Genomic DNA, 22115 nt, shown 5'->3' on the forward strand with positions numbered 1-22115 from the left:
TGCGCCCCCATGACCAAGACCTTCAAAATCGCCGCCATCCCCGGTGACGGCATCGGCAACGAAGTCCTCCCGGAAGGCATCCGCGTGGTCGAGGCCGCCGCCCGCAAGCACGGCCTGAACCTTGAGATCGAATTCTTCGAATGGGCCAGCTGCGACTACTACCTGGCCCACGGCAAGATGATGCCGGACGACTGGTTCGAGCAGCTCAAGGGCTTCGATGCCCTGTATTTCGGCGCCGTCGGCTGGCCGGACAAGGTCCCGGACCACATCTCGCTGTGGGGCTCGTTGCTCAAGTTCCGCCGCGACTTCGACCAGTACGTCAACATCCGCCCGGTGCGCCTGTTCCCCGGCGTTCCCTGCCCGTTGGCCAACAAGCAGCCAGGCGACATCGACTTCGTGGTGATCCGCGAGAACACCGAAGGCGAATACTCGTCGCTGGGTGGGCGCATGTTCGAGAACACCGAGAATGAATTCGTCCTGCAGGAGTCGGTGTTCACCCGCCGTGGCGTCGACCGCATCCTCAAGTACGCCTTCGAAGTCGCCCAGACCCGCGAGCGCAAGCATGTCACCTCGGCCACCAAGTCCAACGGCATGGCCGTGAGCATGCCCTACTGGGACGAGCGCACCGCCGCCATGGCCGCGCACTATCCCGAGATCAGCTGGGACAAGCAGCACATCGACATCCTCTGCGCGCGCTTCGTGCTGCAGCCGGAGCGCTTCGACGTGGTGGTGGCTTCCAACCTGTTCGGCGACATCCTCTCCGACCTGGGCCCGGCCTGCGCCGGCACCATCGGCATCGCGCCGTCGGCCAACCTCAACCCTGAGCGCAAGTTCCCGTCGCTGTTCGAACCGGTGCATGGCTCGGCGCCGGACATCTACGGGCAGAACATCGCCAACCCGATCGCGATGATCTGGTCGGGTGCACTGATGCTCGAGTTCCTCGGCAAGGACGGCGACGACGCCCGCTACCAGGCCGCCCACGACGACATCCTCAAGGCCATCGAAACCGTGATTGCCAATGGCGACACCACCCGTGACATGGGCGGCAGCCGTTCGACCCAGGACGTGGGCAAGGCGATTGCCGAGTTGCTCGGCGCCTGACCTTTCGGCCCCTTCGCGGGTAAACCCGCTCCCACAAGGCTTGCACGACCGTTGTAGGTGCGGCCTTGTGCCGCGAAAGGGCTGCGCAGCGGCCCCGGCGGTCTTGCAGTGTCACTCAGATCCCGGGGCTGCTAAGCAGCCCTTTCGCGGCACAAGGCCGCTCCTACAGGAAGACAGTTGCTCCCACAGGTCTACTGCAGGCCTTGTGGGAGCGGGTTTCACCCGCGAGACAGGCGAAGCCAATCATCCGGATTGTCCGACGATTCTATTGCCACTCGCCCAGATTCAATGCAGAATCTGTTAACCAAAAGATATTTGTTATCTGATAGTTAACGGAAAGGAAAAACAAAACCCGATACGGACTTCCCAACGCCTGACTCCAACTACAAAAAAAATGCCCCTGGAGACAATTGATGTCCCCCAACAATAAAAAGATTGATGTGTTCCTGATTGCCGTGAGCCTGGTTGCCGTGCTGCTCACCGTGATCGGCCTTGCTGTCTTCCCCGCGCAAGCGGAAAGCCTCGCCAACCAATTGTTCGAAGTGGCCACCCGCACCTTCGGTACCAGCGTTCAGGTCCTGGTGTTCGGCAGCTCGCTGGCGGTGCTGTATCTGGCCTTCAGCAAGTACGGCAACATTCGCCTGGGTGCCGGCAAGCCGGAATACTCCACCACCACCTGGGTGTTCATGTTCATCTGCGCCGGCATGGGTTCCTCGACCCTGTACTGGGGCGTGATGGAGTGGGCCTACTACTACCAGACCCCCGGCCTGAACATCGCGCCGATGTCGGCCCAGGCGCTGGAATACAGCGTCAGCTACTCGTTCTTCCACTGGGGTATCAGTGCCTGGTCGATCTACGCCCTGGCCTCGCTGGCCATGGCCTACCACTTCCATGTGCGCAAGAAGAGCGGCCTTAACCTGGCATCGGTGATCGAAGCAGTCACCGGCTTCAAGGCCACCGGCCCGGTCGGCCGCGCTGTCGACCTGATCTTCCTGCTGACCATGATGGGCGCGCTGACCGTATCCCTGGCGCTCACCGCCTCGACCCTGACCCGTGGCCTGGCGGACCTGGCCGGCACCCCCAACACCTTCACCGTGCAACTGCTGGTGATCGGCGCGGTGGCGCTGCTGTTCTCGCTGAGCTCGTACATCGGCATCGACGGCGGCCTGCAGCGCCTGTCGAAGATGGTCTGCGTCGGCGCCCTGCTGTTCGCCGCCGTGGTGCTGCTGGTCGGCCCGACCCAGTTCACCCTGAACAACACGGCCAACTCCATCGGCCTGATGCTGCAGCACTACGTGCAGATGAGCCTGTTCACCGACCCGGCCGGCGACGGTGCCTTTACCCGCAACTGGACGGTGTTCTACTGGCTGTGGTGGGTGTCCTACGCGCCGGGGGTGGCCATGTTCGTCGCGCGCGTGTCGCGCGGCCGGTTGATCAAGGAAGTGGTGTTCGCCCTGCTGCTGGGCGGCAGTTTCGGTTGCTGGTTCTTCTTCGGCGCGCTGGAAAGCTACAGCATGCACCAGTTCATCAACGGCCAGATCGACGTACCCAAGCTGCTCAGCACCGCCGGTGGTGAAGCGGCGGTGACCGACCTGCTGCTGGCCCTGCCGTGGGGCACGCTGTTCCTGGCGGCGTACCTGTTCATCATGGCGGTGTTCTGCGCCTCGCACATGGACGCCGCCGCCTACGCCGTGGCCGCCACCAGCACCCGCAACCTGCGTGAAGGCGAAGACCCGAGCCCCACCCTGCGCCTGTTCTGGTGCGTGGTGCTGACCCTGGTGCCGCTGGCCATGCTGTTCGCCAAGGCGTCGCTGTCGACCATGAAGACCGCCGTGGTGCTCACCGCGATCCCGTTCATGGTGATCCTGCTGGTGAAGATCTACGGCTTCTTCAAGTGGCTGGCGGCCGACTACGGCCAGGTACCGGCGTACCGCATCGAGGAAGAGGCCACCCGCCTGGCGGGTGAGGAGCCGCAACAGCAAGCGCCACGCAGCGCAGCGGCGGTGCACTGAAACGAAAACCTGTGTCGCCCTATCGCCGGCAAGCCGGCTCCCACAATGTCCGCAGCACTACATGACCCTGTGGGAGCCGGCTTGCCGGCGATAGAGCCGCAATCAGCAACCTTGAATTCAGCTCCATTCAAATTTTTTTGCCCAGCTTGTTAACCAACAGATACGCGTTAACCAATAAGAACCGAGATAGAGCCATGAACGATTTCAAACGCCTGCCCGCCGATTTCTGTGCCAACCCCGAAGTGGCCTTCACCTTGCCGGCCAAGTTCTACACCCAGGCCGCGGTGTTCGAGCACGAGAAGGAAGCGATCTTCGCCCGCAGCTGGATCTGCGTCGGCCACCGCAGCGAAGTCGCCGAGAAGAACGCCTACATCACCCGTCAGGTGATCGGCGAAAGCATCATCATCGTGCGTGGTCGCGACGACGTGCTGCGCGCGTTCTACAACGTCTGCCCGCACCGTGGCCACCAGTTGCTCGAAGGCAGCGGCAAGGCCAAGAACGTCATCACCTGCCCGTACCACGCCTGGGCCTTCAAGCTCGACGGCGAGCTGGCCCACGCCCGCAACTGCGAGAACGTCGCCAGCTTCGACAAGGACAACTCCAGCCTGGTGCAGCTGCGTGTCGAAGAGTACGCAGGCTTCCTGTTCATCAACATGGACAACGACGCCGCGCCCGTGGAAGACCAACTGCCAGGCCTGCAAAAGCGTATGCGCGAGGCCTGCGCGGTGATCGACGACCTGCACCTGGCGGCACGCTTCGTCAGCGACACCCCGGCCAACTGGAAGTCGATCGTCGACAACTACCTGGAGTGCTACCACTGCGCCCCGGCCCACCCTGGTTTCTCCGACTCGGTGGACGTTGGCCAGTACAGCCACAGCCTGCACGGCAACTGGACCCTGCAGTACGGCCTGGCCAAACCTTCGGAGCAGTCGTTCAAGTTCGATGAATCGGTCAAAGACCCCTCCTTCGCCGGCTTCTGGGCCTGGCCGTGCACCATGTTCAACGTGCCGCCAGGGGCCAACTTCATGACCGTGATCTACGAGTTCCCGGTCGATGCCGAAACCACCCTGCAGCACTACGACGTGTACTTCCTCAACAAGGACATCACCGAAGAGCAGCAGAAGCTGATCGACTGGTACCGCGAAGTGTTCCGCCCGGAAGACCTGCGCCTGGTCGAGAGCGTGCAGAAGGGCCTGAAATCCCGCGGCTACCGTGGCCAGGGCCGGATCATGGTCGATGCCCAGCGCAGCGGCGTCAGCGAGCACGGCATTGCCCACTTCCACAACCTGATCGCCGTCGCCCACCTGGACGACTGAACCACCCCCGTTAGCTGTCCCGCCCCGCGCCAGGGCCTGGCGCGGGGCTTCGTTGTCGAGGTATGCCATGGCCAAACAATACGAAATGTTCAAGGTGCGCGTGACCGAGGTGGAACAGGCCACGCCGCAGATCAAGCGCTTCACCCTGGCCCGCAGCGACGGTGCCGCCCTGCCCGCTTTCACCGGCGGCAGCCACGTCATCGTGCAGATGCAGTCGGCCTGCGGCGGCCAGTTCAGCAATGCCTATTCGCTGATGAGCGACCCGCGCGCACTGTCCAGCTATCAGATTGGCGTGCGCCTGGAAGAGCAGTCCAAGGGCGGCTCGGCGTTCATGCACCAGCAGGTCGAGGTGGGCAGCGAGCTGACCATCTCCACCCCCAACAACCTGTTCGCCCTCGACCCCGGCGCCGGCCGCCATGTGCTGATCGCCGGCGGCATCGGCATCACGCCGTTCCTGGCGCAGCTGCATGAGCTCGAAGGCAGCAGCACCCCCTACGAGCTGCACTATGCCTTCCGCGCGCCCGAGCACGGCGCCTTCCAGGCTGACCTGCAAAGCGGCCCGCATGCCGACAACACGCGGTTCTACATCGACAGCCTCGACCGCAAGCTCGACCTGGCCGCCCTGTGCGCCGGCCTTGCCGACGATGCCCACCTTTACGTATGCGGGCCCAAGCCGCTGATCGACGCAGTGATCGCCACCGCCGCCGCCGCCGGCATCGCCGAGTCACGGGTGCACTGGGAACAGTTTGCCGCAGCAGCACCGGCCGCAGGCGCCGCCTTCACCGTGGTGCTGGCCCGCTCCGGGACCGAGTTGCAAGTCGAGGAAGGCATGACCATCCTCCAGGCCATCGAAAAGTCCAAGGCCGCCAAGGTCGAGTGCCTGTGCCGCGAAGGTGTGTGCGGCACCTGTGAAACGGCGATTCTCGAAGGCGAGGCCGAGCACTTCGACCAGTACCTGAGCGATGAGGAAAAGGCCGCGCAGCAGACCATGATGCTGTGTGTGTCGCGGGCGAAATCGGCGCGCATCGTGCTGGATCTGTGAACGGAACTCCTCCCACCCTTGGCGCTCTTAACATCATGCAGTAATACCCCTGGGCTTTACCTTCGCGGAGGATTCACCATGCGCCACTTACTGCTTGTTCCCTCGCTGCTGCTTCTGCTGCCTGCCGGTGCCGCCCTGGCCAAGGTCGATGCCGGTGATGTCGCCACCTCCGCGGGGATCTCCGCGTCGCTCTACTCGACCTTCAAGGACGACAAACGGATCATCCCCGCCCAGGACGAACTGACCGCCTTCATCGCCAGCGGCGGTGCCATCCGTGGCGCCTACCTGGAGTCGGCGTTGGCGCAGGCACGCCAGGCCAACCCTGGCCTGCAGGCCAGCGACGAGGAACTGGCCAGGGCGCTGCTGTCGCAGGATGACCCGGTCGCGCATCACTGACCTGCGCCTGCAAAGGTGCCGCTCTGCGGCCCAATCGCCGGCAAGCCGGCTCCCACAGGTATCTCAATCCCCCTGTGGGAGCCGGCTTACACTGGCATCTCAATCCCCCTGTGGGAGCCGGCTTGCCGGCGATTGGGCCTTCAGGAAAACGCTGAACAGGCCTCGCGCATGACTTGCCAGGTGCGCGCATCCGCCGGCACCAGGTGCTCGATGCGCAATGACTCGACCGTAATGTCCTGGGGCATGCCAAAGGTGGTGAAAGTCGACATGAAGGTCAGCTCGCCCTGTGGCGACGCCAGGCGCGTCAACAGCAGCGGCGGCAATACGCCCTGCGCAGGTTCAAGCTCGCCTGGCAGCGCCATCTGCGCCAGGCGCTTTGCCAATACCGGATTGCTCAGCGACTCCTGACGGGCACGGTGCCAACCCACCGCACGAATCTCTTCGGCATTGAGCAAATAGTCACCCAGCCCGCCGGGCGCAAACAGCATGGCCAGCATGTTCAACCCCTCCACCTGCGACGGCGGCAGCCCAAGCAAGGCAAACAGCGCGGCCGTCGCACTATTGGCCGCCAGCACGTCCCAGTTACCGTCGATAACGATTGCCGGTGCGGGGTTGTTGGCCTGCAACAGGTGCTCCATGGCATCGCGCACGGCCGCCAGCGCCGGGGCATCCAACGGCGAGGCCTGGTAGCGCGGCGCCAAGCCTGCGGCGAGGAACACCTCGTTGCAGCGCTCCAGTGGCGCATCCAGCGCGCTCAGCAGGGCATGCAGGGTGGCAATGCCTGGCCGCGCCCGACCGGTTTCGATGCAACTGAGGTGGCGCTGCGAAACGCCGGCACGCAGGGCCAGCTGCATCTGGCTGAGCCCGGCCTGGCGGCGCAACTGGCGCAACGGCGAACCTGCGGTGGACGTTGGCCGGGTGGGGTGAAAGGTGGAAATGTCCATGGGCTGAGCCTGCGAATGTTCAGGTGAGTCGTCCATGACCTCTGAGGTCATTGCTGGGCTGGGACCCTATCACTAGTGTTCGGGCATCGAAACCACCTCGGAGCTCCCACCATGCGCAAACCCTGGCTGGCACTCGCCACCCTGATCGCCTTGACCCTCTATACCTGCTGGACCATGGCCCATGCCGAACAGTCGTTGCTGGCCTTCGGGCTGCAACTGATCAGCAGCCCGGACACTCTGCAGGTGGTCATCGACCTGTACCTGATGGCGGCGCTGGCCTGCCTGTGGATGTGGCGCGATGCCCAGCGCCATGGGCGCCCGGGGCGCAGTGTGCTGCCCTACTGCCTGCTGACCCTGGTGTTCGTTTCGATCGGCCCGCTGCTGTACCTGGTCGTGCACGGGTTCAGAGGCCATCGGCCATGATCACGGTGTTCGCCGCCAGTGTGTTGCTGCTGTTCCTCAAGATGCTGGCGATCTCCTGCTACCAGGGGTATTACCGCTTGCGTCACCTGACCTTCGTCAACGCCGAGGATGCCGCCGTGCTGGGCCGCACGGCCGCGGCCCAGGAGCGCCCCGAAGTACGCCGCGCCGCCCAGGCCTGGGCCAACGACCTGGAGAACATCCCGCTGTTCTTCGTGCTCGGCGGCCTGGCAATCACCCTGCACACACCTGAGCTGCCGACCCTGTGGTTGTGCGCATTGTTCACCGCTGCCCGGCTGGCCCATACCCTGGCCTACCTGGCGGCCTGGCAACCCTGGCGCACACTGGCGTTTGCGGTTGGCCTGGGCTGCCTGCTGGGGCTGGCCGGGATGATCGCCGCCCGCCTGTGCTAGGGTTTGTACGAAAAGTCGCCGAGCGGCGATCAGGCAAGGCGAAAACAGGCGAGGAACGGCCGGGGTCGCGCTCGACTTTGCTGGTTGCAAATGGGCATTCCGAGCCTGTTTTCAACGCAGCAAGATCGTCGCGCAGGCACTTTTCGTACAAAGCCTAGCGCTGGCGCGCCAACAGGAAGGCACCCAGCCCCAGCATCGGCAAAGCCGCGCCCAGCAACGCCACGCCCGCCCAGCCGAAGTGCGCATACACCCCGCTGGCCAGCGCCGAACCCACGGCCCCGCCCAGGAAGATGCTGGTCATGTACAGCGCATTGAGGCGCCCGCGGCTGGCGGGGTCGAGCGCATAGACCTCGCGCTGGCCGATCACCATGTTCATCTGCACCGCAAAGTCCAGCAGCACCCCGGTCAACCCCAGGCCGATCACGCTCATGCCCGGCGTGGTCAGGCCCAGCAGCAAGGCCAGCGGCGCCAGCCCCATTGCCAGCAACGAAGCCTGTCGGCCATGCCCGGCATCCGCCAGGCGTCCGGCCAGCGGCGCGGCCACCGCACCTATGGCACCGACCAGGGCGAACAACGCGATCTGGCTTTGCGACAGGCCATGCTCTGCGGCCAGGGCCAGCGGCACCGCTGTCCAGTACAGGCTGAAGGCGGCGAACATCAGCGCCTGGTACAGCGAGCGCTGGCGCAGCAAAGGGTAGCGGCGCAACAGTACCAGCAGCGAGGCCATCAGCCCGGCATAGCTGGCCTTGTGCTCGGGCTCCCGGCGCGGCAGGGTCAGGGCCAGCAACAGGATGATCGCCAGCATCACTCCCGCCGCGCCGATGAACACCATGCGCCAGCCGAAATGATCGGCCACCAGGCTCGACAACGGCCGGGCCAGCAGGATGCCCAGCAACAGGCCACCCATGATGTTACCCACCACCCGCCCGCGCTGGTGCTCGGGCGCCAGGTGCGCGGCCAGCGGCACCAGCATCTGCACCGCCACCGAACTGAAGCCGATGAGCAAGGCATAGGCCAGGAACAGCTGGCCCTGGCCATGGCCGCTGTTGCCGGCCAGCAGCAGGCTGACGGTCGCCAGCACTGCGGTGGCGATCATCAGCTTGCGGTTTTCCACCAGGTCAGCCAGCGGCACCAGCAACAGCAGCCCGAGGGCGTAGCCCAGCTGGGTCAGCGAGACGATCCAGCTGGCGTGCGCGGCGGACAGGCCCAGGTCAGGCGCGATCAGCCCGACGATGGGCTGGGCGTAGTAGATGTTGGCGACGATGGCGCCGCAACAGAAGGCCAGCAGCGTCACCAGGGCGCGGCTCAGGCCGGGCGCTGACGGCTGGGCGGCAGCGACGGAAAGATTCATGGGGGTAGCCTCGCTAAGCGATGGAGAAGTGCGGGCATGGTGCCGGGAAGCAGCGCGCGGCAGAATCCGTCGGCAACGCAACAAGGCTTTGCGCCCCGCGCAACGGCTGGGCTCTGTACGAACAGTTTTGTGGGAGCGGGCTTGCCCCGCGATGGAGTGCGAAGCGCTCCTTTACCCAATATGTATGGACTTGAGACATCGCTGCCGCGTTGCAGCAAATCGCGGGGCAAGCCCGCTCCCACAACGATGGATGAACTTACTTTGCGTACAACGGCTAGGGCGCCAGCAATGTCTCACAGAACGCAACGAACGCATTCACCCGCCGCGACCCGCGGTGGTTGGGCAGGTATAGCGCGTTGATGGTGGCGCTGGCAGCGCCCGGGCTCACCTGCCAGTCGGCGAACAGCCGTTGCAGGCGCCCGGCCGCAACATCCTCGCGCACCAGCCAGTCGGCCAGCAGCGCCACGCCGCTGCCGGCGATGGCGGCCTCGCGCAGCAGGTCGGCGTTGGCGCTGCGCAACGGGCCGGTAACGTCCAGCTCCAGGCGCTGTTCACCTTGCTGCAGACGCCAGGGCCGGGCCGACTGGCCATAGCGAAAGCGCAGGCAGGCGCGGGTGCTCAGTTGCCGTGGGTCGTCCAGCGCGGGGCCTTGTGCCACATAGGCCGGGCTGGCCACCAGCCAGCGCTCGAACTGGCCCAGCCGACGACACACCAGCTCGTCGCTGGGTGCGGGTTCGCCGAGACGGATGGTCAGGTCATAGCGGCCATCGAGCAGGTCATCGAAGCGGTCGCTGAGGTCGATGTCCAGTTCCAGGCCTGGATGGCGGGCCAGGAAGGCGCCCAGGTGCGGGGCGATCACCCGCCGGCCGAACTCCACCGGCAGGCACAGGCGCAGCACGCCGACGGGCTCCTCGCCACGGTCGGCGACGCTGGCATCGGCCTCGGCCAGGGCTTCGAGAATGTCACGGGCACGCTGGTAGTAGGCGGCACCGGCCTCGGTCAGGCTGACCTGGCGGGTCGAGCGGTTGAGCAAGGTGGCGCCCAGTTCGCTTTCCAGCGCATCGACCAGGCGCGTCACCGACGAGGTCGCCACCCCAAGCCTGCGTGCTGCGGCGGAAAACCCCTGGGCCTCGACGGTCGCCATGAACACCTTGAGCGCCAGCAGCTTGTCCATGGCAGTTTTCCCTGGGGCAAAGCCAGGAACCTTCCTACAATCAGGCCCTGGAATCAACCACGGACGCGCCCCTCATGCCGGACAACCTGTTCACCGCCCTGCCCGCACTCGACCCACAGGCCAGCGAGCAGTTCGACGACCTGCTGCAACGCCCGGGCCTGCGCATCGAGCGCATCGTCTCCAGCGGCCAGGCCAGCCCGCCAGGCTTCTGGTACGACCAGGACGAAGGCGAGTGGGTGGTGGTGCTCAGCGGCAGCGCCGGGTTGCGCCTTGAGCACGAGACCGAGACCCGTGTATTGCGCCCAGGCGACCACCTGGACATCCCGCCGCACTGCCGGCACCGGGTCGAATGGACCGAGGCCGGCGTGGCCACCGTGTGGCTGGCGGTGTTCTATCGCGGCTGAACCAAGGCCATCGGGGCTGGCGCGGCCTGCAGCCGATAGAAGCGCCACGGCAGCAACACGGCGGCCACGGCCAGGCCGCTGGCGAAACCGACCCACACCCCCACCGCACCCAAGGCGGAATGGAAGGCCAGCCAGTAACTGAGCGGCAGCGCCAGCAACCAGTAGCTGACCATGGTCACCCCCACCGGCCAGCGGTAGTCCTGCAGCCCACGCAAGGCCCCCAGCGCGGTGGACTGCAGGCCGTCGGCCACCTGCATCGCCGCCACCACCACGAACATCGGCACCGCGATGGCGACCACCTGCGGGTCGTCGCTCATGGCCTCGGCGATGCGCCGGCCAAACAGCACCAGCAGCACGGTGGCCAGCAGCATCCATGCGCTAACGCTGACGAAGGTGGCGCTGCCGATGGCCCGGATGCGGGCGGTCTCACCACGGCCCTGGGCCTGGCTGATGCGGATGCTCACTGCCGCCGCCATGCCCAGCGGCAGCATGTACAGCAGCGCGCCGATCGAGTGCACCACCTGGTTGGCCGCCAGTGCGGCGTTGCCCAGCCAGCCGAGCATCCAGGCGGCGATCACCACCGCGCCGGCTTCGGCCAGGTAACCCATGCCCAACGGCCAGCCCTCGCCGAGCAGCGTGCGCCAGCGCAACTTGTGCCCGTGCGGCAGCTGGCGATAGCGCGCCAGCGACGGTGCCAGGCACCAGTAAGCCAGGGCCAGCAGCAGCGCCAGCGACTCGGCGAGCACCCCGGCGATCCCCGCCCCCACCAGCCCCAGCGTCGGCAGGCCGAAATGGCCATGGATCAGGCCGTAGCTCAGCGGGATGTTGAACAACACCGCGCTCATCACCAGCCATACCGCCACCCACGGGCGGCCAATGGCTTCCAGCACGTCCTTGAACACCACGATCAGGCAGTAGGGGATCAGGAACACCGCCATGGCCTGCCAATAGGGGGTCAGCAGCGTCATGTCCGGCAAAGGCACGCCCAGCCACTGCAGCAGCGGCAAAGCGGCCAGCATCGCCAGGCAGCCCAGGGTACCGATCAGCAGCCCGTAACCGAGGCCTGCGCACAGGGTGCGCGTAACCGCCGACGGGTCATCGGCGCCGAAGGCATGGCCGACGCGCACACTGAGGGTGGCGAGCATGCCATAGAGCCCCGCATGGAAAATCAGCCCGGCGCTGCTGGTCAGTGCCACGCAGGCCAGCACCACGGTGCCGAGCGAGGCCAGCAGCACGGTGTCGGTCAGGCTGATCAGCTCGGCAGCGGACAGGCCCAGCACCAATGGCAGGGCCAGGCGCAGCAAGCCTGGCAGCTCGGCAAGCCAGGAAACGGCGCTGTGCTTTACAGAAGCAGTCACGGTGAATACCTCGAGTTGACATACGCCGCGTATGCTAATGCCATTTATTGACATACGCAACGTATGCTAATTTGCACGGCATCGCTTTCAGTTGGAGCCAGCCATGCCCACCTCTCGCCGCAGCCGTGCCGCCATGAGCGCGGACACCACCGAACGGCTGATCGCCGTCGCCCGTCGCCAGTTCACCGAGAAAGGCTTCAGTGCCGTGGTCATGGACGACCTGTGCGCCGAAGCCGACCTGACCCGTGGTGCCCTGCATCACCATTTCGGTGGCAAGGCCGGGCTGTTCACCGCGGTGGTGCAGAGCTTGCTCGATGAGATCAACCAGGCGCTGGATGTGCGCTACGCCACCCATGAAGACCCCTGGGAGGGGTACATCGACACCTGCCTGCACTACTACGACCTGCTGCGCGACCCGGCCCTGCGACGCATCCTGCTGCAGGATGCGCCGGGGGTGCTGGGCCTGCGCTTGCGCGAGCTGGAAGAGGCCAGCTATATCGGGCCCATGGCCCAGGGGCTGGTGGAGTTGCAGGAGGCTGGGCGGTTACGGGCGTTTGACGCGGTGGCCATGGCGCATCTGATCAATGGGGCAATGGGCGATACCGGTATCTGGGTGGTGGCCCAGGATGATCCGCAGGCGGCGGCGGAGCGGGTCAAGGGGGCGCTGCGGTGTTTGCTGGAGGGGTTGCAGTGTTGAAGGGGTGAGTTGGGGCTGCCAGGTGTATGGCGGGAGACTGGGTGAGGGCCACCAGGTGCCTGCCGGTGTTTTTGCAGCGCCTATGAGATCGAGCGCCGCCCGCGCGGCGCATCGCTGGCAAGCCAGCTCCCACATCTGTTTCGGGCCAGTTACTCCTGCAAGGTCATCACTGTCCGCCTTGTTGGTTCGACTCGATTCCGAGGCGGGCGCTGATGACGCTGCGCCTGTCTCAAGACATGCGCCAAGGCGGGCAGCGGTACCTTCAAAGGCATAATTGGCCCGAAACAGATGTGGGAGCTGGCTTGCCAGCGATGCGCCGCGCGGGCGGCGCTCGATCTTGAGGGCGCTGCAAAAAGACCGACGAACACCTGTCAGCCCTAACGCGATAACAGCCATGCCCATCAATACACAAAATCCCCTACGACCATCGTCGCACCACCACATTCCCCCCGAAGATCTCGAACCCCAGCCCTATTTTCCCTTCATGATCTAGTCTTTTAGCCACACATTCCCGCTCCAACCCCTGCGACAATCAGCCCCAGCAACAAATGTACTAACTTGTTAATTAGCTTGCTAAGGGCTTAAACTGCGCCGCATTCCACCTGCGAGATCCCTGGCATGAAAGACAACCCCCGCGCCACTGGCGCCCCCACAATCATCCTGGTCGGCTTGGGCGTGATCGTCGCCCTGCTCGGCCTGCTGCTGGCCGCCGGCGGCATCAAGCTCGCCGGCCTCGGCGGCTCCTGGTACTTCCTGGTCGGTGGCCTGGCCATGGCCATCGCCGGCCTGCTCATCGCTCGCCGCAAACCCGCCGGCGCCTGGCTGTACGCCGTATTCCTGTTCGGTACGCTGATCTGGGCCGTGGCCGATGCTGGCCTGGTCTTCTGGCCGCTGTTCTCGCGCCTGTTCATGTTCGGCGCGATCGGCATGCTGGTGGCACTGGTCTATCCGCTGCTGGTACGCGCCCAAGGCGGCAGCACTGGCCGTGGCGCCTATGGCATCGCCGGTGTGCTGGCCGTGGTGCTGGCGATTGCCGCCGGCAACATGTTCGTCGCCCACCCCAGCGTCGCCCCCACCGGCAAAGGCCCAGGCCTGACCCCGGTCGAAGCTGGCAAGGAGCAGAAGAACTGGGCCCACTACGGCAACACCGAAGGCGGCAGCCGCTTCGCAGCCCTGGACCAGATCAACCGTGGCAACGTCGACAAACTGCAAGTGGCCTGGACCTACCACACCGGTGACGTGGCCATCAGCGACGGCAACGGCGCCGAAGACCAGCTCACCCCGCTGCAGGTTGGCAACAAAGTGTTCATCTGCACCCCGCACAACAACCTGATCGCCCTCGACGCAGACACCGGCAAGGAGCTGTGGAAGAACGCCATCAACGCCCAGTCCAAGGTCTGGCAGCGTTGCCGTGGCATGGCCTACTTCGACGCCAGCGCGCCGATCGCCCAGCCTTCCCAGCCAGGCAGCTCGCCGATCACGGTCGCCAGCGTGCCCGCCGCTGCCAACTGCCAGCGTCGCCTGCTCACCAACACCATCGACGGCCGCCTGATCGCCGTGGACGCCGACACCGGCGAGTTCTGCCAAGGCTTCGGCAATAACGGCCAGGTCAACCTGATGACGGGCCTGGGCAATGTGCCCGACTCGTACTACCAGCTGTCGTCCGCCCCCTTGATGGCCGGTACCACCGTGGTGGTCGGCGGTCGGGTGGCCGACAACGTCCAGACCGACATGCCCGGCGGCGTGATCCGCGGCTTCGACGTGATCACCGGGGAAATGCGCTGGGCCTTCGACCCGGGCAACCCGCAAGACCGTAAAGCCCCTGAAGGCGACAGCACCTACGTGCGCAGCACCCCCAACAGCTGGGCACCGATGTCTTACGATCCGGCCATGAACACCCTGTTCCTGCCGATGGGTTCCTCGTCCACCGACATCTACGGTGTCGAGCGCAACCAGCTGGACCACACCTACGGCGCTTCGGTGCTGGCCCTGGACGCCACCACTGGCGACCAGAAATGGGTGTACCAGACCGTGCACAACGACCTCTGGGACTTCGACCTACCGATGCAGCCGAGCCTGATCGATTTCACCAAGGACGACGGCCAGACCGTGCCAGCAGTGGTGATCGGCACCAAGGCCGGGCAGATCTTCGTGCTCGACCGCGCTACCGGCAAGCCGTTGACCCAAGTCGATGAAGTACCGGTCAAGCCGAGCAACATCCCCAACGAGCCGTACTCCCCCACCCAGCCGAAATCCGTCGGCATGCCGCAGATCGGCGCGCAGACCCTGACCGAATCGGACATGTGGGGCGCCACCCCGTTCGACCAGCTGCTGTGCCGCATCGACTTCAAGAAGATGCGCTACGACGGCCTGTACACCGCGCCAGGCACCGACCTGTCGCTGAGCTTCCCGGGTTCGCTCGGTGGCATGAACTGGGGCAGCCTCTCGACTGACCCGGTGCACGGTTTCATCTTCGTCAACGACATGCGCCTGGGCCTGTGGATCCAGATGATCCCTTCGCAGAACAAGGGCGCTGCTGCAGGCGGTGGCGAAGCGCTGAACACCGGCATGGGCGCCGTGCCGCTCAAGGGCACGCCGTATGCGGTGAACAAGAACCGCTTCCTGTCGGTAGCCGGCATCCCGTGCCAGGCGCCGCCGTTCGGCACCCTGACCGCCATCGACATGAAGACCCGGCAAATTGCCTGGCAAGTGCCGGTGGGCACCGTCGAGGACACCGGCCCCCTGGGTATCCGCATGCACCTGCCGATCAAGATCGGCCTGCCGACCCTGGGCGGCACCCTGTCGACTCAAGGTGGCCTGCTGTTCATTGCCGGCACCCAGGACTTCTACCTGCGCGCCTATGACAGCAGCAACGGCAACGAAGTCTGGAAAGCCCGCCTGCCAGTGGGCAGCCAGGGCGGCCCGATGACCTACGTTTCGCCCAAGACCGGCAAGCAGTACGTGGTGGTCACCGCTGGCGGCGCGCGTCAGTCGACCGACCGTGGCGACTATGTGATGGCGTACGCACTGCCATAAACCGCGTCGCCCCCATCGCCGGCAAGCCGGCTCCCACAGGGGTCAGCAATGTACCTGTGGGAGCCGGCTTGCCGGCGATGAGGCCCTGAAATACAACCCGAGACCCAGCAATGCCATCCGCAATTCGCATCACCCCTGCGCTGCTTCTGGCAGTCGCCAGCACCTCGGCCCTCGCCGACAGCGACCTGCTCACCCGCAACACCCTGACCGGCGACTGGGGCGGCCTGCGCCACCAGCTGGAAGAAGACGGCGTCAAGTTCACCGGCGACTACAGCGGCGAAACCGCCTACAACGCCCACGGCGGCCTGCACCGCTCGGCGCGCTACTCGCAGAATCTCAAGCTCGGCGTGCAATTCGACCTGGCGAAGCTGTACAGCCTGGACGGCAAAGTCCAGCTGACCATCAACGACCGCCGCGGCAAAAGCGCCTCGGAGGACCTGGTGGGCAACCGCCTGCCCATCCAGGAAAACTACGGTGGCCTGTATACCCGCCTGACCGAACTGAGCTACGAGCGCAATTTCACCCCGGCGCTCAACGTCAAGCTCGGCTACATGGCCATGGGCAACGACTTGGGCGGCCTGGACAGCGGCATCCTGTGCAACTTCATGAACGCCGGTTTCTGCGGCCACCCGCTGAACATGTCCGGCGGCAGCGGCTGGACCAACTACCCCAACGCCCACCTGGGTGCGCGGGTCAAGTACGACCTCTCGCCGGCCTGGCAGCTGCGGGTGGCGGCGTTCAACGTCGACCCCGAGAGCAACGGCAATTCCAGCCGCGCCTGGCACCTCGGGCCCAAGCACACCACCGGCACGGTGGTGCCGGTGGAGCTGGTGTACAAGCTGCAGGGCGAGCTGCCGGGCGAGTACAAGCTGGGCTACTACTACGACAGCTCCGATGTGAAACGCATCGGCAGCAGCAAGGAGGTGTCCGGGCGCGGCGGCCATTACCTGCTGATCGACCAGGCGGTATGGAACGACCCCGATTCACCGGGCCGCAGCCTGCATGCCTTCGGCCAGTACTCGGCATCGAGCAAGGCGGCCTCGCCGTTCACCAAGTGGTATGGCACCGGCGTGGTGTTGTACAAACCGTTCGAAGGCCGCCCACGGGACACCGTGGCGCTGGGCTATGGCCGTGCGGTGCCGAACCCGCGTAGCCGGGATGTGCTGGAAGACGCCGCGTTCAATGCCGGGCAGGACTTCCCCAACCTGGACAGTGCCGAGCAGTTGATCGAACTGAGCTATGGCTACCAGGCCACGCCTTGGCTAAACCTGCGCCCGGATGTGCAGTACATCGTCGAGCCGGGGGCGTTTTCCGGGAAAGCTATCGATAACGCGCTGGTGGTGGGCCTGCAGGTCAAGGCCACCTTCTGACTTCCAGGCCTCATTCGCGGGGCAAGCCCGCTCCCACGGGTTGGACAGCCCCCAAGAAGTTGGACACCAATCCAACCCTTGGGAGCAGCCCAACCCGTGGGAGCGGGCTTGCCCCGCGATCTGTCCATCAAGCCGTGTGCAGGTACTCCGCCAACCTGATCAACATCGCATCACACCCACGCAACTGCGCCACGCTGACAAACTCATCCGGCTTGTGCCCCTGGTCCATGCTCCCTGGCCCACACACCACGGTGGGGATACCAGCCTGGTCGAACAGCCCACCCTCGGTGCCGAACGCCACCGTGCCGAAGTCATCAGACCCACTGAGCAGCGCCACCAGCCGCGCCGCCTCACTGTCGGCCGGCGTCGCCAAGCCCGGATACGCGCTCAACGGCTTCAGGCGGATGTCACTGCCGGCATTCACCGCCCGCATGCGCGGAAGCAACTCGGCCTCGGCATAGGTCTGCAAACGGTCAGCCACTGCCTGCGCCTCGAACCCCGGCAAGGCCCGCACCTCGAAATCGAACTCGCACTCCTCGGGCACGATGTTCAACGCCCGTCCGCCCTTGATCACCCCGGTCTGTACCGTGGAGAACGGCGGATCGAAGCGCTCGTCATGCTGCTCGGGCCGCGCCAGCTCGTCACCGATCTCACCCAGCTTGCCGATCAGCCGTGCGGCATACTCGATCGCGTTGACCCCATAGGGCGCATACGCCGAATGGCAGGCCGCACCATGCACCTGGCAACGCATGGCCAGCTTGCCCTTGTGGCCAAGCACCGGCTTGAGCTCGGTGGGCTCGCCGATCAGGCACAGCCTTGGTTTGTGTGGCCGCTGCTGCAGTGCCTCGAGCATCGAGCGCACGCCCAGGCAACCGACTTCCTCGTCATAGGAGAACGCCAGGTGCACCGGCAGCTTCAAGGGTTGCGCCAGGAACGCCGGCACGGCTGCCAGCACCGAGGCGATGTAACCCTTCATGTCGGCAGTGCCGCGACCATACAGCCGGCCATCACGCTCTGTCAGCGCAAAGGGCTCGACGGTCCACGCCTGGCCGTCCACCGGCACCACGTCGGTGTGCCCGGACAACACCACGCCGCCGCGATCGGTCGGGCCGATGGTGGCGAACAAGTTGGCCTTGGTCCCCTCTTCATTGAGGAACAGCTCGCTGTCGACCCCAAGCCCGGCCAGGTAGTCACGGATGAAGCCGATCAGCTCCAGGTTGGAATCACGGCTGACGGTGGCAAACCCCACCAGCCGCGCCAGCAACGTCTGGCTGGACAGCTCACTCATCGCCCGGCACTCCGTAGCTCGGCGCGACGGTGGGGTTGAGCGCACGGGTCACGTAGTCCTGCATCTGCGGGCGATAGGCCTGCCACAGCTGGTCCAGCTCGCCGATCGGGTCCTGCTCGGCCCAGTCCACGCGCAGGTCAACCAGTGGCCAGGTCAGCTCGCCGGCAATCTTCAACGCCGCCGAATGCACCGGCCCCGCCTCACCGCCGGCGGCCATGGCTGCATGCATCGCTGCCAACAGGCGATCGGCCAGGTGGCCGCCGGCCTGTTCAAAGGCGCCGACCATCGCCTCGATCACGGCCTGGGACGACAACAGGTTGCCCGCCGCCGCGCATTGCTCGCCGGCCACCGCGTTGTGCACGCCCAGGGCCTCCTTGCCGGTGAACAGCGCCACCTGGCCACGGCTGTCGATCACCGTGACCTGGCGGTACTCGCTCCAACCGTTGGCGCTGAGCACCTGATCCAGCACCGCGGCAGGCGGCAGCTGGCCCTGTTCGAGGGCATCGAGGATCTGCGGGCCAAGCGCCGGCAAGGTGATGTTCTGGGTCGCGACTGCGCCCACACCGGCCCGCACCCAGGGGCAGCGGGCGCCCACGGCGATGCTCGACGAACTGATGGCGATGCCGACCTGGCCGGTGTCCTGGCAGCGGCCGATGATGGAAAAGGTCATGGGTGCAGCTCCTGTCTGGGTTTGCCTGCATTCTCGGCAAGCCCTGGCAGGTGCGAAACGAGCATTTTCATGGCTATTGCACAGGAAAAAACTAATGGACCTGTTGGCAAAACTCCGTGGGAGCGGGCTTGCCCCGCGATTGCCGCATCGCGGGGCAAGCCCGCTCCCACAGCACACACCCCCTTCGCCAATTTATCGGCAAGGCCCAGCTAAATACTATTTTCGCGATTTACCAGCCATCCCTAGTCTGGCCCCAGGCAACGGCGGTCCTCCCAACCGACCTCAACAACAACCGCCTGAACAAGGGCTCGGACATGACACTGAACAATTACCAAATCGACACCCTCGTGGTCGGCGCCGGCCAGGCCGGCGTGGCCATGAGCGAACACCTGAGCAAGCTCGGCGTGCCGCACCTGGTACTGGAGCGCAACCGCATCGCCGAGGCCTGGCGCACCGGCCGCTGGGACTCGCTGGTGGCCAACGGGCCAGTCTGGCACGACCGCTTCCCGGGCCTGGAATTCGACCTGGACGCCGATGCCTTCGCCGGCAAGGACCAGGTTGCCGACTACTTCGAACAGTACGTACGCAAATACAACCTGCCGGTGCGCACCGGCGTGGAAGTGAAGAAAGTGGCGCGCAACCCCGACCGCCCGGGCTTCACCATCGAAACAAACCAGGGCGTGATCCACGCCAACCGCGTGGTGGCCGCCACCGGCCCGTTCCAGAAGCCGGTCATTCCGGCCATCGCGCCAAAAGATGAACGCCTGCACCAGATCCACTCGGCCGCCTACTTCAACCCCGAGCAACTGCCCGCAGGCGCGGTGCTGGTGGTCGGCGCCGGCTCGTCCGGCGTGCAGATCGCCGAAGAGCTGATGCGTGCCGGGCGCCAGGTGTACCTGTCGGTGGGCGCCCACGACCGCCCACCGCGCAGCTACCGCAACCGCGACTTCTGCTGGTGGCTGGGCGTACTCGGTGAGTGGGACGCGGAAATCGCCAAGCCCGGCCGCGAACACGTGACCATCGCCGTGTCCGGCGCCCGCGGCGGCCACACCGTGGACTTCCGCGCCCTCGCCCACCAGGGCATGACCCTGGTCGGCCTGACCCAGTCGTTCGAAGGCGGCGTGGCGCGGTTCCAGGACAACCTGGCCGACAACATCCAGCGTGGCGACGAAAACTACCTGGCCCTGCTGGATGCCGCCGACGCCTACATCGAGCGCAACGGCCTCGACCTGCCGGCAGAACCTGATGCGCGCAAGCGCCTGCCCGACCCGGACTGCGTCAGCAACCCGCTGCGCGAACTGGACCTGGCCAAGGCCAATGTCACCAGCATCATCTGGGCCACCGGTTACGGCGTGGACTTCAGCTGGCTGCAGGTCGACGCCTTCGATGCCAACGGCAAGCCACAGCACCAGCGCGGCGTGTCGAAAGAGCCGGGCGTGTACTTCCTCGGCCTGCCCTGGCTGTCGCGCCGTGGCTCGTCGTTCATCTGGGGCGTATGGCACGACGCCAAGCACGTCGCCGGCCATATCGCCACCCAACGCACCTACCTGGCCTACCGCGACCGCGACCAACGCAACGCGGATGGGCAGAACACCTCGATCAGCAACGTCAGCACCCTCGGAGCCCACTGATGCCAACCCATACCCGTATTCGCATGTTCAACACCAAGGCCACCTACCCCAACCAGGCCCTGGACAATGACCTGTGCCAGGCGGTCCGCGCCGGCAATACCATTTATGTACGCGGCCAGGTCGGTACCGACTTCGAAGGCCGTCTGGTCGGCCTGGGCGACCCACAGGCCCAGGCCGAGCAGGCGATGAAGAACGTCAAGCAACTGCTTGAAGAGGCCGGCTCGGACCTGTCGCACATCGTCAAAACCACCACCTACATCACCGACCCACGATTCCGCGAGCCGGTTTACAAGGAAGTGGGCAAGTGGCTCAAGGGCGTGTTCCCGATTTCCACCGGGCTGGTGGTCGCGGGCCTGGCCCAGGCTGAATGGCTGATGGAAATCGATGTGATCGCGGTGGTGCCGGATCAGCAGTAAATCGATGGAATGCAATCGCGGGGCAAGCCCGCTCCCACGCTGAGACTGGCGTGGGAGCGGGCTCGCCCCGCGATGCTCTTTAGAACTTGGCCAACTCTTCCCGACAGAACTCCACGAACAGCTGTGCCGGCTTGGTCAACTGCACCCGTTTCAGGTGCGCCGCGGCCAGCCCCGACAGCGTCACCGGCTCGGCAATATCCAGCATCACCAGGCGCTGGCCGTCATAGGTGAACTCCGTATGCGGCCGGGTCACCAACAGCGAAAAGCCGAAGCCCTGCCCCACCATCCCGCGCACCATTTCGATTGACGGCGAACTGAAGACGATATTCGGCGTGAGCCCCAGTTCGTTGAACAGGCTGACGAAATAGGTACGGCTGGGCGCCACATCGAGCAGGATCATCGGCTCCGGGCACAGGTCGCGCAGCGACACCTGGGCCTGGCCGGCAAAGCGGTGTTTCTCCGGCAACAGCACGTAGGGCTTCTGCGGCGGCATCAGCGGCTCGGCTTCGATGGTGCCATCCAGGTCATGGTCGTAGAGGAACGCCAGGTCGAAGGTACCGGCGGTCAGGCCCTGGATCAGCTCCTGTTGCTCACCGTCGCGCAGGCGGATGTCTACCCCGGGGTAACGTGCGCGAAAACCGGCGATCAGCCGTGGCAGGTACAGCGGCGCCACGGTCTCGAAACAGCCGATATCGATATGCCCGGCCACCGTGTCGTTGTCGGCCAAGGCATTCTGTTCGAACTCGTGGGCCATCTGCAGCAGGGCGCGGGTCTTGGCGTAGAAACGCTTGCCGCTGGGGGTCAGCGACACGCCTTGGGCGTGATGGCGAATGAACAGCTGCACGCCAAAACTTTCTTCCAGACTCTTGATCGCCGTGGAGATGGACGGTTGGGCGATGTACAGCTGGCGTGAGGCCTCGGCGACACTGCCGGCCTCTACGGTGGTGACGAAATACTTGAGTTGACGCAAGGTGTAGGAAGCCACAGGCACCTCTCTTGGCGCCGTGGAGGGCGCGCGGAATTTTCCTGTCAGCTTACCTTGGCGGCGGATATGTGTGCGGGGCGGCCAGGCAAGG

General features: G+C 65.4%; 20 protein-coding genes. 13 read left to right on the top strand and 7 right to left on the bottom strand.

Annotation, left to right across the window (positions count from 1 at the left end):
• The first annotated feature begins 9 nt into the window (after positions 1 to 9).
• From EJA05_RS15685 to EJA05_RS15705, 5 genes are all read left to right on the top strand, one after another.
• On the top strand, positions 10 to 1101 hold the full coding sequence (locus EJA05_RS15685) for a tartrate dehydrogenase (RefSeq protein ID WP_125464387.1): 1092 nt from the start codon (positions 10 to 12) through the stop codon (positions 1099 to 1101).
• 413 nt (positions 1102 to 1514) lie between these two features.
• Positions 1515 to 3113 carry a BCCT family transporter gene (locus tag EJA05_RS15690; RefSeq protein ID WP_125858942.1) on the top strand — a complete coding sequence of 533 codons (1599 nt, stop codon included), beginning with the start codon at positions 1515 to 1517 and terminating at the stop codon, positions 3111 to 3113.
• A gap of 194 nt (positions 3114 to 3307) precedes the next feature.
• Complete coding sequence (locus EJA05_RS15695; RefSeq protein WP_125858943.1) at positions 3308 to 4429, top strand: aromatic ring-hydroxylating oxygenase subunit alpha; 1122 nt, start codon at positions 3308 to 3310, stop codon at positions 4427 to 4429.
• Positions 4430 to 4496: 67 nt separating this feature from the next.
• A complete protein-coding gene (locus EJA05_RS15700; RefSeq protein ID WP_125858944.1) occupies positions 4497 to 5471 on the top strand; it encodes a PDR/VanB family oxidoreductase in 975 nt (324 codons plus the stop codon).
• Between the two features lie 78 nt (positions 5472 to 5549).
• Positions 5550 to 5867, top strand: a complete 318-nt coding sequence (locus EJA05_RS15705; RefSeq protein WP_125464391.1) for a DUF2388 domain-containing protein — start codon at positions 5550 to 5552, stop codon at positions 5865 to 5867.
• A gap of 140 nt (positions 5868 to 6007) precedes the next feature.
• Here EJA05_RS15705 and EJA05_RS15710 read toward each other — a convergent pair whose 3' ends face one another.
• Positions 6008 to 6811 (bottom strand): helix-turn-helix domain-containing protein, encoded by an 804-nt coding sequence (locus EJA05_RS15710; RefSeq protein ID WP_223811832.1) that lies wholly within the window; start codon positions 6809 to 6811, stop codon positions 6008 to 6010.
• Positions 6812 to 6922: 111 nt separating this feature from the next.
• Here EJA05_RS15710 and EJA05_RS15715 point away from each other — a divergent pair, with 111 nt between their 5' ends.
• Together EJA05_RS15715 and EJA05_RS15720 are read left to right on the top strand one after the other, a co-directional pair.
• Positions 6923 to 7234 carry a DUF2834 domain-containing protein gene (locus EJA05_RS15715; protein ID WP_125858946.1) on the top strand — a complete coding sequence of 104 codons (312 nt, stop codon included), beginning with the start codon at positions 6923 to 6925 and terminating at the stop codon, positions 7232 to 7234.
• Positions 7231 to 7644 carry an MAPEG family protein gene (locus EJA05_RS15720; RefSeq protein ID WP_125858947.1) on the top strand — a complete coding sequence of 138 codons (414 nt, stop codon included), beginning with the start codon at positions 7231 to 7233 and terminating at the stop codon, positions 7642 to 7644. Before EJA05_RS15715 ends, EJA05_RS15720 begins: the two co-directional genes overlap by 4 nt.
• Before the next feature lie 154 nt (positions 7645 to 7798).
• Here the strand turns inward: EJA05_RS15720 and EJA05_RS15725 are convergent, their stop codons facing one another.
• Together EJA05_RS15725 and EJA05_RS15730 are read right to left on the bottom strand one after the other, a co-directional pair.
• On the bottom strand, positions 7799 to 8995 hold the full coding sequence (locus EJA05_RS15725) for an MFS transporter (protein WP_125858948.1): 1197 nt from the start codon (positions 8993 to 8995) through the stop codon (positions 7799 to 7801).
• Between the two features lie 274 nt (positions 8996 to 9269).
• On the bottom strand, positions 9270 to 10169 hold the full coding sequence (locus EJA05_RS15730; protein ID WP_125858949.1) for a LysR family transcriptional regulator: 900 nt from the start codon (positions 10167 to 10169) through the stop codon (positions 9270 to 9272).
• Between the two features lie 74 nt (positions 10170 to 10243).
• Between EJA05_RS15730 and EJA05_RS15735 the strand changes: the two genes are divergently transcribed.
• The gene (locus EJA05_RS15735) at positions 10244 to 10573 is read left to right on the top strand and encodes a cupin domain-containing protein (RefSeq protein ID WP_125858950.1); all 330 of its coding nucleotides are present in this window, start codon (positions 10244 to 10246) and stop codon (positions 10571 to 10573) included.
• Here the strand turns inward: EJA05_RS15735 and EJA05_RS15740 are convergent.
• On the bottom strand, positions 10561 to 11931 hold the full coding sequence (locus EJA05_RS15740) for an MATE family efflux transporter (protein ID WP_190305989.1): 1371 nt from the start codon (positions 11929 to 11931) through the stop codon (positions 10561 to 10563). The genes EJA05_RS15735 and EJA05_RS15740 overlap by 13 nt on opposite strands.
• 103 nt (positions 11932 to 12034) lie before the next feature.
• Between EJA05_RS15740 and EJA05_RS15745 the strand changes: the two genes are divergently transcribed.
• The 3 genes from EJA05_RS15745 to EJA05_RS15765 all read left to right on the top strand — a co-directional run bounded on the left by EJA05_RS15745 (position 12035) and on the right by EJA05_RS15765 (position 17034).
• Positions 12035 to 12628 carry a TetR/AcrR family transcriptional regulator gene (locus tag EJA05_RS15745; RefSeq protein ID WP_125464399.1) on the top strand — a complete coding sequence of 198 codons (594 nt, stop codon included), beginning with the start codon at positions 12035 to 12037 and terminating at the stop codon, positions 12626 to 12628.
• A 618-nt stretch (positions 12629 to 13246) separates the two neighbouring features.
• Positions 13247 to 15664, top strand: coding sequence for a glucose/quinate/shikimate family membrane-bound PQQ-dependent dehydrogenase (locus EJA05_RS15760; RefSeq protein ID WP_125858952.1), 2418 nt, complete (start codon positions 13247 to 13249; stop codon positions 15662 to 15664).
• Between the two features lie 110 nt (positions 15665 to 15774).
• On the top strand, positions 15775 to 17034 hold the full coding sequence (locus EJA05_RS15765; RefSeq protein WP_125858953.1) for a carbohydrate porin: 1260 nt from the start codon (positions 15775 to 15777) through the stop codon (positions 17032 to 17034).
• A gap of 127 nt (positions 17035 to 17161) precedes the next feature.
• Here the strand turns inward: EJA05_RS15765 and argE are convergent, their stop codons facing one another.
• Complete coding sequence (gene argE / locus EJA05_RS15770; RefSeq protein WP_125858954.1) at positions 17162 to 18322, bottom strand: acetylornithine deacetylase; 1161 nt, start codon at positions 18320 to 18322, stop codon at positions 17162 to 17164.
• Positions 18315 to 18992, bottom strand: coding sequence for a DUF1028 domain-containing protein (locus EJA05_RS15775; protein WP_125464403.1), 678 nt, complete (start codon positions 18990 to 18992; stop codon positions 18315 to 18317). Before EJA05_RS15775 ends, argE begins: the two co-directional genes overlap by 8 nt.
• Before the next feature lie 314 nt (positions 18993 to 19306).
• Between EJA05_RS15775 and EJA05_RS15780 the strand changes: the two genes are divergently transcribed.
• Together EJA05_RS15780 and EJA05_RS15785 are read left to right on the top strand one after the other, a co-directional pair.
• Positions 19307 to 20623: a flavin-containing monooxygenase gene (locus EJA05_RS15780; RefSeq protein ID WP_125858955.1), complete on the top strand. Its 1317-nt coding sequence runs from the start codon at positions 19307 to 19309 to the stop codon at positions 20621 to 20623.
• Positions 20623 to 21039, top strand: a complete 417-nt coding sequence (locus EJA05_RS15785; protein ID WP_110992806.1) for a RidA family protein — start codon at positions 20623 to 20625, stop codon at positions 21037 to 21039. The genes EJA05_RS15780 and EJA05_RS15785 overlap by 1 nt, the downstream gene beginning before the upstream one ends.
• A gap of 79 nt (positions 21040 to 21118) precedes the next feature.
• On the opposite strand, the gene EJA05_RS15790 is transcribed toward EJA05_RS15785, so the two are convergent.
• Entirely contained in the window at positions 21119 to 22024 is a 906-nt protein-coding gene (locus EJA05_RS15790; RefSeq protein WP_125464405.1) for a LysR family transcriptional regulator, read from the bottom strand.
• Between the last annotated feature and the right edge of the window lie 91 nt (positions 22025 to 22115).

Source organism: Pseudomonas oryziphila, from assembly GCF_003940825.1.
Taxonomy (GTDB): Bacteria; Pseudomonadota; Gammaproteobacteria; order Pseudomonadales; family Pseudomonadaceae; genus Aquipseudomonas; species Aquipseudomonas sichuanensis.

Coding starts and splice junctions, on each gene's coding strand:
- EJA05_RS15730 (WP_125858949.1), bottom strand. CDS start 10,169: ATGGACAAGCTGCTGGCGCTCAAGGTGTTCATGGCGACCGTCGAGGCC.
- EJA05_RS15685 (WP_125464387.1), top strand. CDS start 10: ATGACCAAGACCTTCAAAATCGCCGCCATCCCCGGTGACGGCATCGGC.
- EJA05_RS15760 (WP_125858952.1), top strand. CDS start 13,247: ATGAAAGACAACCCCCGCGCCACTGGCGCCCCCACAATCATCCTGGTC.
- EJA05_RS15785 (WP_110992806.1), top strand. CDS start 20,623: ATGCCAACCCATACCCGTATTCGCATGTTCAACACCAAGGCCACCTAC.
- EJA05_RS15745 (WP_125464399.1), top strand. CDS start 12,035: ATGCCCACCTCTCGCCGCAGCCGTGCCGCCATGAGCGCGGACACCACC.
- EJA05_RS15735 (WP_125858950.1), top strand. CDS start 10,244: ATGCCGGACAACCTGTTCACCGCCCTGCCCGCACTCGACCCACAGGCC.
- EJA05_RS15690 (WP_125858942.1), top strand. CDS start 1,515: ATGTCCCCCAACAATAAAAAGATTGATGTGTTCCTGATTGCCGTGAGC.
- EJA05_RS15775 (WP_125464403.1), bottom strand. CDS start 18,992: ATGACCTTTTCCATCATCGGCCGCTGCCAGGACACCGGCCAGGTCGGC.
- argE (WP_125858954.1), bottom strand. CDS start 18,322: ATGAGTGAGCTGTCCAGCCAGACGTTGCTGGCGCGGCTGGTGGGGTTT.
- EJA05_RS15705 (WP_125464391.1), top strand. CDS start 5,550: ATGCGCCACTTACTGCTTGTTCCCTCGCTGCTGCTTCTGCTGCCTGCC.
- EJA05_RS15715 (WP_125858946.1), top strand. CDS start 6,923: ATGCGCAAACCCTGGCTGGCACTCGCCACCCTGATCGCCTTGACCCTC.
- EJA05_RS15725 (WP_125858948.1), bottom strand. CDS start 8,995: ATGAATCTTTCCGTCGCTGCCGCCCAGCCGTCAGCGCCCGGCCTGAGC.
- EJA05_RS15700 (WP_125858944.1), top strand. CDS start 4,497: ATGGCCAAACAATACGAAATGTTCAAGGTGCGCGTGACCGAGGTGGAA.
- EJA05_RS15765 (WP_125858953.1), top strand. CDS start 15,775: ATGCCATCCGCAATTCGCATCACCCCTGCGCTGCTTCTGGCAGTCGCC.
- EJA05_RS15720 (WP_125858947.1), top strand. CDS start 7,231: ATGATCACGGTGTTCGCCGCCAGTGTGTTGCTGCTGTTCCTCAAGATG.
- EJA05_RS15710 (WP_223811832.1), bottom strand. CDS start 6,811: ATGGACATTTCCACCTTTCACCCCACCCGGCCAACGTCCACCGCAGGT.
- EJA05_RS15780 (WP_125858955.1), top strand. CDS start 19,307: ATGACACTGAACAATTACCAAATCGACACCCTCGTGGTCGGCGCCGGC.
- EJA05_RS15695 (WP_125858943.1), top strand. CDS start 3,308: ATGAACGATTTCAAACGCCTGCCCGCCGATTTCTGTGCCAACCCCGAA.